Here is a 14,657-nt window from a genome sequence, read left to right on the forward strand (position 1 = left end):
CGCTAGCTGTCGCATTTGGCATAGATTTGTGAAGTTGCGGAGGGCAAAGACCATGAGGTTATCGATTGCACCGTCCTGGGGAGCGTTGACGAGCGGAGACCTGCAGCTCACTTTCGCCCGGGTTGCCCAGATCGGGTTCCTCATTCTCCGGAAATCAGTCAAAGCCTATGGAAGTCAAATCAACACAGGCCAGGAGATCAGCTGGTAGAAACGGCCAACGCCACGTTGTTGATGCCGACCTGATCGCCGTAGTGATAGCCGTGACCGACGGCGAGCCGCGCGTCTTGACCATCGGGGAGGCCCAAGCCTTGCCGTCCGGTCCCTTTGAACTTGGCCATCGATCCCTCCAGTCCGGTCTGAGGGCGTGGGTAGAGCGCCAGACCGGTCACCCGCTCGGTTATATCGAACAGCTCTATACGTTTGCCGACCGCGACCGAACCGCCGACGAGCGCGTGCAGATTTCGATCAGCTATCTCGGCCTTGCGCGCGAAGAGCAGTCCGACAGGTCGGCGCACGGTTGGCGGAGCTGGTACGACTATTTTCCGTGGGAAGATCACCGTGCCGGCGTACCGGCTATACTGCCTGATACCGTCGTGCCAGGACTTTTGGCTTGGGCTGAAGAGGCAGAAGACCCGAACATCCGCCGCGATCGCGGTCTGCGCGTGGAATTCGCCTTTGGCCTGGATGACCGTGGCTGGAACGAGGAACTCGCCCTGCAGCGATACGAACTGCTCTATGAAGCCGCGTTGGTGGCCGAGGCCACGCGCAGTTGGGACAAAGGCAATCCGCTGTCCATTGCTGGCCGGTCGATGATCGCCGACCATCGCCGCATTCTGGCGACCGGGATCGCCAGATTGCGGACCAAGATCAAGTACCGACCCGTCGTGTTCGAACTGATGCCGCCGGCATTCACGCTGCTGCAGTTGCAGCGCACCGTTGAGGCGCTCGCTGGCCGGCTCGTGCACAAGCAGAATTTCCGGCGTCTCATCGAACAGCAGGATCTGGTCGAGGAAACAGGCGAGACCGTGTCTGAAACACGAGGGCCTCCGGCCAAACGCTTCCGCTTCCGCCAAACGGTTCAGGCGGAACGAACTGTCGCAGGGACGAAATTGCCACTTTCACGCGCTTGACATTCAATATGCTCAAGTTAAGCATATACCTCTATTATACTCAATACGAGCATAATGAAGGTAAGACATGTTCAACGCCTCAACGCGCACGACCGAGCTCTACGACCGAGTGCGGCGAGTCATCCCGGCCATCGAGTGGCCAGCCTTCGCTGGCGATATCGAGGCCATCCTTGATCTGAAGCGGCAGCGAAACGCCGTCATCCTGGCGCACAACTACCAGACACCGGAGATCTTCCACTGTGTCGCCGACATCGTCGGTGACAGCCTGGCGCTGGCCCGCAAGGCAATGACGGCCGACGCGGACGTCATCGTGCTGGCCGGCGTCCACTTCATGGCCGAGACGGCGAAGCTGCTCAACCCGCAGAAGACGATACTCATCCCCGACTTGCGCGCGGGCTGTTCGCTGGCGGATTCGATCACCGCCGCGGACATCCGACTGCTGCGGCAAGGCTACCCAGGCGTGCCGGTCGTCACTTACGTCAACACATCGGCCGAAGTGAAAGCCGAGTCCGACATCTGCTGTACCTCCGGCAACGCCAAGGCCGTCGTCGAGTCCCTAGGTGTTCCCCGGGTGATCATGCTGCCCGACGAATATCTGGCCCAGAACATCGCCGCCCAGACCGAGGTGGAGATCATCGCCTGGAAGGGGCATTGCGAGGTGCATGAGCGTTTTACGCCCGCCGACATCCGCCAGTTGCGCGAGGATCATCCGGGGGTCACGGTGCTGGCGCATCCCGAATGCCCGCCGGAAGTCGTCGCGGAAGCTGATTTCTCCGGTTCGACGGCCGCCATGTCAGATTATGTCGGAAGGCAAAAGCCGCCTCGCGTCGTGCTGATGACCGAGTGCTCGATGAGCGACAACGTCGCGGTCGAGCATCCCGAGGTCGAGTTCATCCGACCCTGCAATCTATGCCCGCACATGAAGCGGATAACGCTCGCCAACATCCGTACGGCGCTCGAGCAGAACCGCCATGTCGTGACCATCGCACCCGAAATCGCCGGTCGCGCGCGGCTGGCCGTCGAGCGGATGCTGGCCGTATGAGCATGGACGTCCACCATCTCGCCGGCCGGCCGGTGATCATCGGCGGCGGCATAGCCGGGCTGATGACCGCGCTGCATCTGGCGCCCGAGCCGGTGCTTCTCCTGTCCAGGACGCCATTGGGTGCTGACGCCTCCAGCACCTGGGCACAGGGCGGCCTCGCCGCAAGCCTCGGCGACGACGACGATCCAGCACTCCACCTTGCCGACACGCTCGCCGCAGGCGATGGCCTTTGCGACAGGGAGATGGCGAGCCGGATCCTCAATGCGGCGCCGGGCGCGATCGAGACATTGGCGGGCTTCGGGGTCCGCTTCGACCGCATGCCGGATGGGACGGTGCGTCTCGGACTGGAGGCCGCGCACAGCCGGCGCCGCATCGTTCATGCCGGCGGCGACGGCAGCGGGCGCGAAATCATGCGTGCCTTGGTCGCGGCCATCCGTTCGACGCCGACAATAGAGGTCGTCGAGGGGTTCGAAGCGCGCCGGCTCGCCGTGGTGGACGGCAAGATCGCCGGTGTTCTGGCGAGCGGTCCGAAAGGCCCAGCGTTCTTCACCACGGGACGGGCCGTCCTCGCCACCGGCGGGATCGGCGGGTTGTTTGTCGACAGCACCAATCCTCTGGGCAGTTGCGGACAGGGCTTGGCGCTCGCGGCCCGCGCGGGGGCTGTCCTTGCCGATATGGAATTCATCCAGTTCCACCCGACCGCGTTCGATGGATCGAACCGCCCCATGACGCTCATCAGCGAGGCGGTTCGCGGCGAAGGCGCTGTGATCGTCGACGAGACGGGCCGACGTTTCCTCGACGGCTTGCAAGGCGCGGAACTCGCACCACGTGACATCGTCGCGCGCGCCGTCTGGAGGCACCTGGCAAACGGCCATGGCGTCTTTCTCGATGTGCGGGAAAAGCCCGGCTCGGCATTCGCGCGCCAGTTCCCGACGATTGCATCGGCCTGCGCCAGGGCCGGCATCGATCCGACGCGTGATCTCATTCCCATTCGCCCTGCCCAGCACTATCACATGGGTGGCGTCGCCGTGGATCGGGACGGGCACACTTCTGTTCCGGGACTTTGGGCTTGCGGCGAAGTCGCCTCGACCGGGTTGCACGGCGCCAACCGGCTCGCCAGCAACTCGCTGACCGAGGCCGTCGCCTGCGCGCGCTGGGCCGCCGAGAGTGTAGCCGGTTCGCCTGACGGCGGCGGAAAGCTAGCCATGGTACCTCACCTACCCGCGCCAGATCCAGGACCTGTGCGCCCTCTCCTGTCGCGTGCCCTCGGCGTCACAAGAGATGGCGAAGGGTTGAAAGAAGCTGCACAGGCCTTGCTGCCGCTGTCGCAGCGGCACGATGCGGCATCCGATCCCGCCGCCGTCGGGCTGATAATCGCGATTGCCGCCTTGCGGCGCCGGGAAAGCCGTGGGGCTCATTTCCGGACGGACTTTCCGCATCATGCGACTGTTGCCCAGCGCTCCGAAATCACGCTCGAAGCCGCCCTTGTGGCAGCGCGAGAACTCGAATCCCTGCTGGAAGATGTCCCATGATGAACCTCTCGCCGCTTCCGGCAATCATGCTCGAACCTCTGGTTCGGGCAGCTCTGCTCGAAGACCTTGGCAGGGCCGGTGACTTGACCACGGATGCCGTCATACCGAAAGACCATCGTGCGACAACCCTGCTGACAGCGCGCCAGGCCGGAACCGTCGCCGGTCTCGATCTGGCAATGCTTGGCTTCAAGTTGATCGATCCGAAAGTCGAAATGACCGTACATCGGCCGGACGGCAGCGACGTCGCGCAAGGCGAGATTATTGCCTCGGTGAGCGGTCCGGCCCGGGCCATTCTTACCGCGGAGCGGACGGCGCTCAATTTTCTCTGTCATCTGAGCGGCATCGCCACGGCGACGGCATCGGTCGTCGCGGCGGTCCGCGGCCACGGCGCAAGGATCGTCTGCACGCGCAAGACGACACCTGGTTTGCGGGCGATCGAAAAATACGCCGTGCGCGCCGGTGGTGGCTCCAACCACCGCTTCGGCCTCGACGATGCCATCCTGATCAAGGACAACCACATCGCCATCGCCGGTGGAATTCGCCCGGCCATCGAGCGGGCCAGAATGAGCGTCGGCCATCTCGTCAAGATCGAAGTCGAGGTCGATACGCTGGCCCAGTTGGAAGTGGTCCTGGCCCTCGCCCCAGACGCCGTGCTGCTCGACAATATGTCGCTCGACGAGCTACGTCAGGCGGTGGCTATGGTTGCCGGCCGGGCGGTCACCGAGGCGTCGGGTAGGATAACCCTGACGACGGCACCGGCCGTGGCTGCGACAGGCGTTGATCTGATTTCCATCGGTTGGTTGACCCATAGCGCACCAATCCTTGATATCGGGCTCGACTGTCGTGAGCCTTGAACGTCGAGCCTGACGCCGCCTGTCTGCGAGATTTTTCCACTCCGGGCGGGCGGAATGCGCAAGCTACGCTTTAAGGATCCGCTCTCGAAAGAATATCCACCACCTTTCTCGTCGGCTGCATGGCTCAAACAGCAGCTATCTATGGGTGATCAAAAATCGCCCATCCCAAATCTGCCCTTTTGGCGGCCGCCCTGGCCTTCAATCGCTGCGTAGAATCTTTGCTTCGAGCGCAGCTGCGACAAAAGCCCGCCGAGCGGCCGGTGGATGGGCCTCACCTCGCAACACCTGCAGACAGGCGTCCATTGCCACCTTGCGCTTCTCGGTCTGACGATGGAGATCCCGCAGCAGGATAGTGGCCGCATCATTGACGTCGACCACAATACGCTCCGCGCCATGACGGCTGACCTGGACAACGACTGGCCTCTCAAATCTGTTCAAGCCCATCATCACTCCCCCTCCAGCGCTGGCGACAGGCCTTTGCCCGCACTGATGTCTGCAGCCGAAATTTCGGCCGGGTCCCGCCCAAACGTGATCGCTGCCCAGGCGATCACGATCTGCGCTGTCTCGCTCATGTTTGCTAGTGTGGGATGTGGCCCGCTATAGAACTCAATGACGCCTCTGGTGGTATCGCATACTTCATGAAAGCCTACGCCTACATTTATCCACTGCCTGTTTTACATTGCAGCAATCCATTGCATAGCGGCGGTTGGATCCTCCAATACCGAGGCTCGCTTCGCAAAGCCGACAAGGGCATTGCAGGCAGCGCTTACCGATGCATGCCCACCATAGGCGTCATGGCATGCCCGAAGGGCGGTTTCATGGGCCTGGTCCCTGCGATCTTCCGGCCACCCATCGAGAAAGTCGATAGCGTCCGCAAGACTGGCAATCTCTTGCACCAGATAGGTCGCTCGCTTCACGAAAATGGGGCTGCTGAAAACCTCAACGTTCATTCGTGCCTCCCCATACACTCAGCCCTCGTTTCGGAAAGCCGTACCCCGTGGAGAGCCACCCGGCCAGCTGCCATGATTCAAGAGAACAAACTCTGTGACAAGCTCGCTGGCGCTGGCATTTGCCGCTTCAGCCCGTCTTGCAAAAAATCCCTTCTTCCCCGCGTCGTCAGAACGCCCGTGTGTAGGTCCACAGCTGTGCAGGCGGAATGTTGCGGACGACGAAATCATAATGAGAGACGATGTAGCGGTCGGGCATTTTGATCACTGGTGACAAGGGCCCATAGGTGATTTGCATCACGGGTCTTCCAGCAGGAATTCGGGCCAGCAAATCCTCGAGCAAGGCCACGCGTTGCTCCATTGGAAAACTCAACAGTGGCACGGCGCTTATAACACAGTCGAACTGTTCGCGGGACCGCTCCGCCAGGAGATCACCCAGCGCAAATGCATCGCCCAAACGAAAATCCACGTCCGGAAAGCGTCGCGTCAGTCGATCATAAAAATCCTTGGAATATTCGACCGAAATCAGCTGCTGCGGCTCGATGCCTCTTTCCAGGATGGCCTTGGTGATGACGCCGGTTCCTGCACCGAGTTCAAGAACTGGCATGCCGGACGCCGGATTAATCACACTTGCCATGCGGCGCGCGGCATGAGCGGACGTTGGCATGAGCGCGCCCACTCTTTTCTTATCCTTTTGCCAGCCCCTGAAGAATTGAATCTCTTCTTCGAATTTCCTGCCGATGCGCTGTTTCAACCGAAAGACCATATCCATTCCCTGCTCAGGCTATTCCTGGGTCGCGTTGACGACGGAACGTTTGTACAAGTTTTGCGACATTTACAAGCCTGAATACGACGGACCCTGCTCGTGGGAAGACTGATTTTTCGCGGCGTTTCATTATCTCATTGTGGGGGTCTGAAGGAGGGGCGGCGGACTGTCGATCCTCTGCGCACAGATTAAGGAGAGCAGCACGCGACCTCGGAAAATCGCCTGGCTTCCTCAACAAGCTCTCGAGGCGCCAAAGACAGCCATGACGGCAATGAACTTGCCGACAACGGAAACCCGTTTCGCAAGCCACTCCTCCAAGCCATTGCTCTCGGGACATGGGTGTTCAGGTTGAGATCGTTCGATGTCCTGCTTTTGAAAAAAGGCTGCCGCCGAACTCTTGTTCGACGACAGCCAAGGTGCCTGGGAGGGCAAGAGAAAGGGTTAGATCCCCTAGCTGGGATATGTGTTGCGTGCGCTATCAGTCACGGATTGCGGCTCCCGTTACCGGGTCGAACCAATGCAGCTTCTCCTTGTCGACAGTCAGAGCCAGGCGCTGATTAGGAGCTGGAGTCAGGGCCGGAGGGATCCGCGCCACAAGGCGGTTCTTGCCCTTGTGCGGGAAGTCTTCGGTGTCTTCCGCATCGTTGACGTTCACCGGTGGGGACGTGATGTCGAAAAAAATGAACGTATCGGCCCCAAGTGCTTCCGCAACCGGGATCTTCTCGTTGAACAACGCCTCATGTTCCGCACAAACCTGGAACATTTCGGGGCGAATTCCAGCAATAACCTGTCGGCCGATACAGCTGGAAAGTGCCGGCCCAGCGGACACAGGAAAGGATATGCTTGTCCCCACTATTGTGGCGATCGGGGAACCGGCTTCTCCCCCGAGCTCGATGCGCACGAAGTTCATGGCCGGGGAGCCGATAAATCCGGCGACAAACAGATTGACTGGTTTGTCGTACAGCATTTGCGGTGTGTCGAGCTGCTGAAGATTGCTTTCCAGGCCATTGCGCACCGGCTTGAGCACCGCAACGCGGTCTCCCATGGTCATGGCCTCGACCTGATCATGCGTTACATAGAGCGTCGTGACACCCAGACGCTGATTGAGTAGCTTGAGCTCACCTCGCATTTGCACGCGAAGCTTCGCATCAAGATTGGACAAAGGCTCATCCATAAGGAAGGCCATCGGATGGCGAACAATAGCACGGCCCATGGCGACACGTTGGCGCTGGCCGCCGGACAAGGCGCCTGGCTTGCGCCCCAGGTGGCGGGTTAGATCGAGCATTTCGGCGGCAACCCGCACAAGCTTGTCGATCTCTTGCTTTGGCATTTTGCGCTGTTGCAAGCCGAAAGCCATGTTTTCATAAACGGTCATATGCGGATACAGCGCATAGTTTTGGAACACCATGGCTATATCCCGATCCTGCGGGTCGTTTTCGGTGACATCGTTGTCACCCATCAGCAGTCGGCCGCTATTCAGCGTTTCGAGGCCCGCCGCCATTCTCAGCAAGGTTGACTTGCCGCAACCCGACGGGCCGACCAAGACCAGGAATTCTCCGTCGGCGATCGCAAAGCTCACATTGGCGACGGCAACGGTCCCGTCCGGGTACGTCTTGCCAACTCCGTCAAAGGTCATAGACGCCATAAAACTACTCCGCAGCATCAGTGGGCGAGGCCAGCCGCCCGCGTGGGACAGCAAGCCCCTGTGTGTTCAGGCTCCGGCGCTGGCGATGTCTACAGCCTTGCCGCTGGCGACAGACTCCTCGATCGCCGCCAAGATCCTGGTGTTTGCCAGACCGTCCTGCGCATCGGCCAGCAATGGAGCACCGCGCACCACGCTGTCGACGAAGCGGGCAATGGATTCGAGAACAAAGCCACCGATGCGGGTCTCGCCGGTCGGGGTTATGCCGATATAGTCGTTGTACTTCAAACCTCCCTCCCCAATGCGACGCAGGCCGCCATTGTGGGTGGGATCGGCCTGGATCTGGCCCTTTTCACCGACAAACTCGATCTTGAAGTCAACCAGGGAAGGATTGTCTCGCGACAGGATCCAGCTGTTTTCCATGGTCACGACCGTCCCCTTGGAGAACTCGAGGATCGATACATGGAAATCCTTCGTGTCTACGCCGCGGCCAGACAGCGTGCCTGAGCGAGCAACCGAATAGACGCGCACGACTTCGTCAGCGAGAATGAAGCGCAAGACATCGACGAGATGGCTGCCCAGGAACCACAGCGCGGAAGACTTCGCAGCCCAGCTCAGCATTTCAAAGGGCACAAACGTGGTGTTGGAAAGACGCGCGTTCCCATGCTTGGCAAGACCGATTTGGCCGTCCTGGATCATGTCGCGGACTTGGGTGAGAATGGGGTTTACACGGTTATGAAAGTCCACCATCAGCTTGCCCGAGGACCTGGCGGCAGCCTCGGCGATTTCCTCTGCTTCCTTCACGGTCGTGGCCAGCGGCTTTTCGCTGAGAACATGCTTGCCGGCCTTGAGTGCTGCGAGCACGATCGGCGCATGGGTAAAATCCGGTGTTGCGACCGATATCGCATCGATATCGTCACTGGAAATCAGCTTCATGTAATCAGTGAACGCCCGAGCCGCCCCGAAAGTGTCCTTCATTTTGAGAGCCCTGCCCTCGTCGAGGTCGCAGACGCCGATCAGTTCGGTTTCCGGCAACACCTTGAAAGTGTGGGCGTGATTGTTGCCCCAAAGGCCCGCGCCGATGACGCCCATGCGCAATTTGCTCATTTCCATTTACTCCATTCAAACAAGGGAAGGTCAGCCTTTCACCGAGCCGAAGGTGAGGCCTCGTACGACGTATCGATCGAAAACCAGGAAGATTATCATCGGCGGGATCATTGCCAGCACGGCAGCGGCGGCGATGTAATTCCATGTCACGCCGCTGGTGGCGAAGTAGCCAAGTGTTCCGATTGGAAGGGTGGCGGTCGAGCGCGAACTCAGGACCAGCGGAAAGGCGGCATTGTTCCATGCAAACACGAATGCAAACATGGACGTCACAATGATCCCGGGGCGAACGATGGGGAGCGTGATGCGCCACATGATCGTGTACCAGCGGGCGCCGTCGACGCGGGCGGCTTCTTCCAATTCCGCCGGTACCTCATCGATGAAGCTTTTCATCAGCCACACAGAAAATGGGATCGTCAGCGTCTGCAGAACCAAAACCATGGAGAAGTAGGAGCCCTGGAGACCGATACGCGTGATCAAGATGAAATACGGAATCAAGAACGCAATCGGCGGGGCCATCAGAAGGCCGAGGTACCACAACATGATGTTCTTCTTGCCGCGCAGCTTGAAACGGGACAGTGCATAGGCGGCCGGAACCGAGAAAGGCAGATTGAGCAACACCGCGCCAATGGCGACGATCAGGCTATTCGCCAGTTGAGGCGCGTTGGTGCCTGGATCGACGAGAATATGCCGGAACGCGTCGAGATTTGGCTCGAAGGATAGTGAAGGCGGCATTGTGAAGGCGGTCTCGGCAGGGCGGATCGCAAGAGCGATGAACCACAAAATCGGCCCGACAAAAATCGCCAGGAAGAGAAGGCCGGCAGCGTAGGTTGCCGCTGTGTAGAAACTGGTTCGGCGACGGGACATCTCACCACTCCTCATGGCGAAAGGCGACGAAGACATAGAGGGCGACAATGATGTTGACGATCAGCACCGTGATCCACGTCATTGCACTGACGAGACCGATGTTGAAATTCACGAGACCCTGCTCGTAGAGCGAATAACCCAGGGTGCGCGTGGACGTGCCCGGTCCGCCGCGTGTCAGCACGAGCACCGTGTCGAAGGTGTTGAATATCTGCATGAAGCGCAGCATGACGATGATAATCGCGGTGCGCTTGATGAGCGGCAGCTTGATCCGAAACAGGATCGTCCAGGGTGACGCGCGATCCAGCCGCGCGGCCTCGATGATCTCGTCGGGGACAGCCAGCAGGCTGGCGTAGAGCACGATGGCAAAGAAGGGTGTCCACTGCCAGATGTCGACGAAAAGAATGGCGGCGAGCGCTGTGGACGGTGACCCGAGTATTCCTTGCGCCGGGACGGGTAGCCACAAAGACTGCAGCACCCAGACCAGCAGGCCCCCACCGGGATCGTAGAGATAGCGGAACAGAAAGCCGACGACGATTGGGGCAATTGTCGTCGGCAGGATCAGCAAGGCACGCACGACGTTCATGCCAGGCAGGGCCTTGAGCAGGATCAACGCGATCGTCAGCCCAAGTCCAAACTCAATTGCCGTTCCCATTGTTGACAAGATCAGCGTGTTGCCAAGCGAAGCGCGGAAATCGAAGGCATTGAAGGCCTGAACATAGTTTTCGAAGCCGACGAAGGCGAGCGGCTGCGGCCCGATCTGCAGGTTCCAGAAGTAAAAGCTCGACCTCAGCGCGAACAGCAAGGGGTAAGCGATCAGCGCAAGCAGCATTACGACCGAAGGCGCAATGAGCAGGTACGGCAGATTTTTGCGGACAAAGCTCTTCCTGCCAAGTCCGAGGGCATGCGGCGAGCGAACGGTCGTAAAGGGCATTGCCAGATCCAGTTCTTTTTCACCCGTTTCGCCGGCGCGAGCACTGTCGCGCCGGCACGAGGAGAACTGTATTACTTCTTGCCAAGCTTGCCGATCAGGGCCTTGGCACCATCCAAGGAGTCGGCGAAGCTTTCCTTTTGATAAGGGATCATGAGATTGCCCTTCAGGATGCTCTCGAACAGGCTGTTGGTCCGCTCAAGGGCAGTCTTTGGATCCTCCGTCCCGGTGAGGAGTTGGTTCAACGTGAGCCCCAGTACGCTTTCAATGGCCGTGTAACCAGGGACGGGCGGGCGCGTGATCTTGCCGTTGCCCTGCTTCATCATTGCGTACTGGACATCGAGGTAGGGATAAACAGCCTTCACCTCATCATCCTGGTAGAGTGAAGCACGGGCGAAGTCGGAGAACTGGTAATTGAGATCAGGCCAAAGAGCCATCTTCTTCTGGGTCGCCTTCGACGTGGCCCACTTGATGAAAGCGAAGCCTGCGTCCTGCCGCTCGGAGCTGGAAGGAATACCGAGGCTGTAACCGCCTACGCTGACAGTCTGAGGCACACCCTCGGCCTTCGGCAGGGCCGCCGTCGCATACTTGTCCATGACATCGGACTTCTTGCCAGTCATGTAGCCGGAGTTCTTGATCAGGTAGAAATATGGGGTCCACCAGTAGAACATGCCGACATCGCCCTTGGCGAAGCGGGTTCCGGCGTCGAACCACACGTAATTGATCGCCTCAGGCGGCGAGAGCTTGTAGAGCTGACGGTAGATATCGACGGATTTGATCCAGGCCTGGTCTGTCAGTTGCGGAGCAAAGTCCCATGGAGCGGCCGGGAATGATTTGAACCAGTTCGCACCGTGGCTCACAGAGAGCTGGGTAAACATGTGGACAATCGGCGAAGGTTGCGAGCCGCAAACCACTGTCGGAAAAACCGGTTGCCCGCCGAAGGACTTGCCTTCCAGCGACTGCAAGGTCTCGACGTACTTCGTCCAGGTCCAGTCTTCCGACGTCTGTGTCGGCGGTGCGGCAAGACCAAACTCGTCGAACATGTCCTTGCGGTACATGACGCCCTGCGCATACGCCGCGATCGGCAAAGTCCCGATCTGGCCGCGCCACATGTTGCACGAATAGAGGACCTCGGGGATGAAGTCCGACAGATCGATGTCGCCATCCTTGGCGATAAAATCGCTTAGTGACACGATCCAACCGTTGTCCAGATACTGCCCAAGCCACATCTGATCGACAACAATGACGTCGGCATCGGAAGTTTTGGCAACAAAGGAGGACACGAGACGCGACTGAAGCGCGTCATAGGAAAGGCTTTCCAATTCGACCTTGATGCCGGTTTCCTTCTCGTATTCGGGAACCATCGCCTTCATTGCAAAGAAGAACGGGTCTTCAACCGACAGGACGCGCACCGAGTTGGCGTCTTGGGCGGCGGCACGCCGGGGCGCAGACAGGGTCCCGACGCCGGCCACGAGAGCCGCGGCGGATACGGTTTTCAGCATGTTGCGGCGCGAAATGTTTGCGATATTAATGGGCATTGGACACTCCTCCAGTTGCTTTTAATCCGATCCGGCCCTGCACATGCTTGTGCCAGGAGCTTGCGGTCGTCCCTCAATCTGCCTTTTCAGCAGTTAGTTTGTACTTCGCACAAACCTATGATACTGTCAAGAAGCCGTCATGATGAAAATTAGCAGGACGCAATTTGGCGTCGAAGTTGGAAAGCGCGCCCCCCAGAGCCCATAGGGTATACTGGTCGGGCACAACGCTACAGCGTACAAAATCCAACGGGCCAAACTGGAGATGTAAGTTGAAATTCGAGAACCAGCCCTCCTACTCGTTAGGCCGCCGCACGCTCTCCACCAAAGACGTTGCGCCTGGCGAGGCTGGCACCAACGTGACCCTTATTTCGCAATTGACTCTCGGTGCCATCAATCGCGGGCGCGTGTTGCAGGCTTTGTACGATAATGGGCCCAAAAGCCGCGTGGACCTGGCGCGTCTCGCGGGGGTGAACCGTACGACGATAACCGGCATCGTTCAGCCGATGATTGAGGAGAAACTCCTGGTAGAAGGGGACGCAGCCCCTTCGGACGTCAAAGGGGGCAAGCCTGCCCGCCCGCTTTTCTTCAATCCTGATGCTCCCATGCTCGGAGCGGTGCTCCTTCTTCCCGGTAAGATCCAGACGTGCCTTGTAACGCTGACCGGGGAAATCAAGGCGCATATGAAAACCGAATTCGATCCGCTTGGCGACAGGGATGCCTTCCTGTCGGTAATGAGGGAAACGCTTTCGTCGACGCTTTCTCAAGCCCCTCAGGCACCGTTTGGGATTGGTGTTGCCTCTGCGGGAATGATCGACAGTGACAATGGCGTTATCCTTGCCGTAAATCTCGCGCCTGTTTTGACGGGACTGCCCCTGGTAGACCTGTTGCAGGAACATTTCTCGCTACCAGTCGTCATTGATCACCACCCCCGGGCCTTGCTTGTCGGCGACCGATGGTTTGGACCTGGGCGCGGACTGCAGACCTTCGCGGCGATCTACACCGGGGAGGTTCTGGGAGGAGCGTTCTATATCGAGGGGAAGGTCTATCGCGGGCTTGCCGGCTCTGGCGGCGAACTTGGCCATTCCGTCGTTCAAATCGATGGCGAGGCCTGCAATTGCGGTAAACGCGGCTGCTGGGAAACGGTGGCTGCCTTGCCTTGGCTACGACGAGAGGCTGGCCGACTGGGGTTGCGGGATCCGGGCAACATTACATGCGCGCGTCTTGTGAAAGAGGCGGACGACGGGTCGAAGGCGGCAGATGCCCTCCTCGACCGCTACACTCGAAATGTGGCTTTCGGAATCGTCAACCTGCAGCAGACGCTATCTCTTAACTCCTATGTCCTTCATGGCGACGTCGCGGGCGGCGGCCAAATGGCTGCAGAGCGCGTCAGGCAACACGTCGAACAACTGGTGATGATGAGACCAAACCAGGAAATTTCCATCACAGTGAACGGTATTGGCGAGGGCCATACGGCACTGCGAGGGGCGGCAGGTTTGGTGCTATCGAGTCACCTGAAGGTGGTCATCTAGAGCAGGTGACAATGATTACCCATAGTCGCGTCAACAGTCATCAAGCTAGAGCAAGGGCGCCTTGGGAGGCTGCTCAAATTCAATTCGCCGCTTTTAAGCATCCTTCTTTCGCTTGATGGTGTCGCTCCGTCAGCCGCGCCAGCACGAACTGGCCATGGCCGACCACATCGGCGTGTCCGATGTCACACGCTCCGAGTCTGGACGATCCCGGCCAGCCGGCGCGGCTGCGGACCCGAACGGGAATAACCTGCTCGCTACGACGACAGCGCCCCTCGGATAGCCCTGACGGCCGCCAGCGCTGTCCGCATCCTCGTCGTGCTGACGAATTCCGGCCAGCTCGACAGGACAACCGCCGCGAAATCCGCCACCGGGTCGATGTAGATCAGTTGTCCGAAGACGCCGAGGGCCATATAGACGCCGCGTGCGGTATCTTCGATCCAGAACTGGTTGTGATATGCCCCGGCGGGTAGAACCTCTTGATAGACGCCGCCGAAGAGTGTCGGGTCAGCACCAAACCGTGTCCCGGCAATCCACTCGGTCGACACGATACGCCGGCCATCGATCTCGCCGCCGCGAAGATGCAGCAGGGCGAAACGAGCATAGTCGCGAAGAGTCGCATTGAACCCGCCGTCACCCAGAGCATAGCCGGCCTTTTGTCGCCATCTACCCGCAGATCGTCCCGGACCGGCGTGGCGTTGAACGAGAGCGCGGCAATGCTCGCTTAAATGGATTTCGCCTGAGCGCCAGTCTTTTAGGCAGGCTTATAGAAATGAGCGAA

General features: G+C 59.5%; 14 protein-coding genes. 5 read left to right on the forward strand and 9 right to left on the reverse strand.

Translation table 11 applies throughout. The features are described from left to right. The first annotated feature begins 167 nt into the window (after positions 1 to 167). The 4 genes from AC1DXN_RS23495 to nadC all read left to right on the forward strand — a co-directional run bounded on the left by AC1DXN_RS23495 (position 168) and on the right by nadC (position 4,558). Entirely contained in the window at positions 168 to 1,130 is a 963-nt protein-coding gene (locus AC1DXN_RS23495; protein WP_109658932.1) for an NUDIX hydrolase, read from the forward strand. Positions 1,131 to 1,197: 67 nt separating this feature from the next. Beyond that, positions 1,198 to 2,172 (forward strand): quinolinate synthase NadA, encoded by a 975-nt coding sequence (nadA, locus tag AC1DXN_RS23500; RefSeq protein WP_477276317.1) that lies wholly within the window; start codon positions 1,198 to 1,200, stop codon positions 2,170 to 2,172. Next, the gene (locus tag AC1DXN_RS23505) at positions 2,169 to 3,704 is read left to right on the forward strand and encodes an L-aspartate oxidase (protein ID WP_477276319.1); all 1,536 of its coding nucleotides are present in this window, start codon (positions 2,169 to 2,171) and stop codon (positions 3,702 to 3,704) included. The genes nadA and AC1DXN_RS23505 overlap by 4 nt, the downstream gene beginning before the upstream one ends. Continuing rightward, positions 3,704 to 4,558, forward strand: coding sequence for a carboxylating nicotinate-nucleotide diphosphorylase (gene nadC / locus AC1DXN_RS23510; protein WP_477276681.1), 855 nt, complete (start codon positions 3,704 to 3,706; stop codon positions 4,556 to 4,558). The genes AC1DXN_RS23505 and nadC overlap by 1 nt, the downstream gene beginning before the upstream one ends. Before the next feature lie 198 nt (positions 4,559 to 4,756). On the opposite strand, the gene AC1DXN_RS23515 is transcribed toward nadC, so the two are convergent. The 8 genes from AC1DXN_RS23515 to AC1DXN_RS23550 form a co-directional block, all read right to left on the reverse strand. After that, positions 4,757 to 5,005: a DUF982 domain-containing protein gene (locus AC1DXN_RS23515; protein WP_109658928.1), complete on the reverse strand. Its 249-nt coding sequence runs from the start codon at positions 5,003 to 5,005 to the stop codon at positions 4,757 to 4,759. Positions 5,006 to 5,232: 227 nt separating this feature from the next. Next, positions 5,233 to 5,508: a DUF982 domain-containing protein gene (locus AC1DXN_RS23520; protein WP_477276321.1), complete on the reverse strand. Its 276-nt coding sequence runs from the start codon at positions 5,506 to 5,508 to the stop codon at positions 5,233 to 5,235. A 166-nt stretch (positions 5,509 to 5,674) separates the two neighbouring features. Continuing rightward, positions 5,675 to 6,277: a phospholipid N-methyltransferase PmtA gene (gene pmtA, locus AC1DXN_RS23525; RefSeq protein WP_477276323.1), complete on the reverse strand. Its 603-nt coding sequence runs from the start codon at positions 6,275 to 6,277 to the stop codon at positions 5,675 to 5,677. A gap of 472 nt (positions 6,278 to 6,749) precedes the next feature. Then, entirely contained in the window at positions 6,750 to 7,916 is a 1,167-nt protein-coding gene (locus AC1DXN_RS23530; protein WP_477276325.1) for an ABC transporter ATP-binding protein, read from the reverse strand. Between the two features lie 66 nt (positions 7,917 to 7,982). Then, positions 7,983 to 9,020, reverse strand: a complete 1,038-nt coding sequence (locus AC1DXN_RS23535; protein ID WP_109661160.1) for a Gfo/Idh/MocA family protein — start codon at positions 9,018 to 9,020, stop codon at positions 7,983 to 7,985. Positions 9,021 to 9,050: 30 nt separating this feature from the next. Beyond that, positions 9,051 to 9,884, reverse strand: coding sequence for a carbohydrate ABC transporter permease (locus AC1DXN_RS23540; protein WP_109658925.1), 834 nt, complete (start codon positions 9,882 to 9,884; stop codon positions 9,051 to 9,053). Between the two features lies 1 nt (position 9,885). Further along, positions 9,886 to 10,815, reverse strand: a complete 930-nt coding sequence (locus AC1DXN_RS23545) for a carbohydrate ABC transporter permease (protein ID WP_477276327.1) — start codon at positions 10,813 to 10,815, stop codon at positions 9,886 to 9,888. Between the two features lie 71 nt (positions 10,816 to 10,886). Further along, positions 10,887 to 12,350 (reverse strand): ABC transporter substrate-binding protein, encoded by a 1,464-nt coding sequence (locus tag AC1DXN_RS23550; protein ID WP_477276329.1) that lies wholly within the window; start codon positions 12,348 to 12,350, stop codon positions 10,887 to 10,889. Between the two features lie 269 nt (positions 12,351 to 12,619). Here AC1DXN_RS23550 and AC1DXN_RS23555 point away from each other — a divergent pair, with 269 nt between their 5' ends. After that, entirely contained in the window at positions 12,620 to 13,879 is a 1,260-nt protein-coding gene (locus tag AC1DXN_RS23555) for an ROK family transcriptional regulator (protein ID WP_109658922.1), read from the forward strand. A 254-nt stretch (positions 13,880 to 14,133) separates the two neighbouring features. On the opposite strand, the gene AC1DXN_RS23560 is transcribed toward AC1DXN_RS23555, so the two are convergent. Continuing rightward, positions 14,134 to 14,610, reverse strand: coding sequence for a serine hydrolase (locus AC1DXN_RS23560; protein WP_477276683.1), 477 nt, complete (start codon positions 14,608 to 14,610; stop codon positions 14,134 to 14,136). Positions 14,611 to 14,657 lie beyond the last annotated feature (47 nt).

It is taken from the genome of Mesorhizobium sp. P2_H9 (genome assembly GCF_056403215.1).

Coding starts and splice junctions, on each gene's coding strand:
- AC1DXN_RS23495 (WP_109658932.1), top strand. CDS start 168: ATGGAAGTCAAATCAACACAGGCCAGGAGATCAGCTGGTAGAAACGGC.
- AC1DXN_RS23540 (WP_109658925.1), bottom strand. CDS start 9,884: ATGTCCCGTCGCCGAACCAGTTTCTACACAGCGGCAACCTACGCTGCC.
- AC1DXN_RS23530 (WP_477276325.1), bottom strand. CDS start 7,916: ATGGCGTCTATGACCTTTGACGGAGTTGGCAAGACGTACCCGGACGGG.
- nadA (WP_477276317.1), top strand. CDS start 1,198: ATGTTCAACGCCTCAACGCGCACGACCGAGCTCTACGACCGAGTGCGG.
- AC1DXN_RS23505 (WP_477276319.1), top strand. CDS start 2,169: ATGAGCATGGACGTCCACCATCTCGCCGGCCGGCCGGTGATCATCGGC.
- AC1DXN_RS23520 (WP_477276321.1), bottom strand. CDS start 5,508: ATGAACGTTGAGGTTTTCAGCAGCCCCATTTTCGTGAAGCGAGCGACC.
- AC1DXN_RS23515 (WP_109658928.1), bottom strand. CDS start 5,005: ATGATGGGCTTGAACAGATTTGAGAGGCCAGTCGTTGTCCAGGTCAGC.
- AC1DXN_RS23545 (WP_477276327.1), bottom strand. CDS start 10,815: ATGCCCTTTACGACCGTTCGCTCGCCGCATGCCCTCGGACTTGGCAGG.
- AC1DXN_RS23550 (WP_477276329.1), bottom strand. CDS start 12,350: ATGCCCATTAATATCGCAAACATTTCGCGCCGCAACATGCTGAAAACC.
- AC1DXN_RS23535 (WP_109661160.1), bottom strand. CDS start 9,020: ATGAGCAAATTGCGCATGGGCGTCATCGGCGCGGGCCTTTGGGGCAAC.
- pmtA (WP_477276323.1), bottom strand. CDS start 6,277: ATGGATATGGTCTTTCGGTTGAAACAGCGCATCGGCAGGAAATTCGAA.
- nadC (WP_477276681.1), top strand. CDS start 3,704: ATGAACCTCTCGCCGCTTCCGGCAATCATGCTCGAACCTCTGGTTCGG.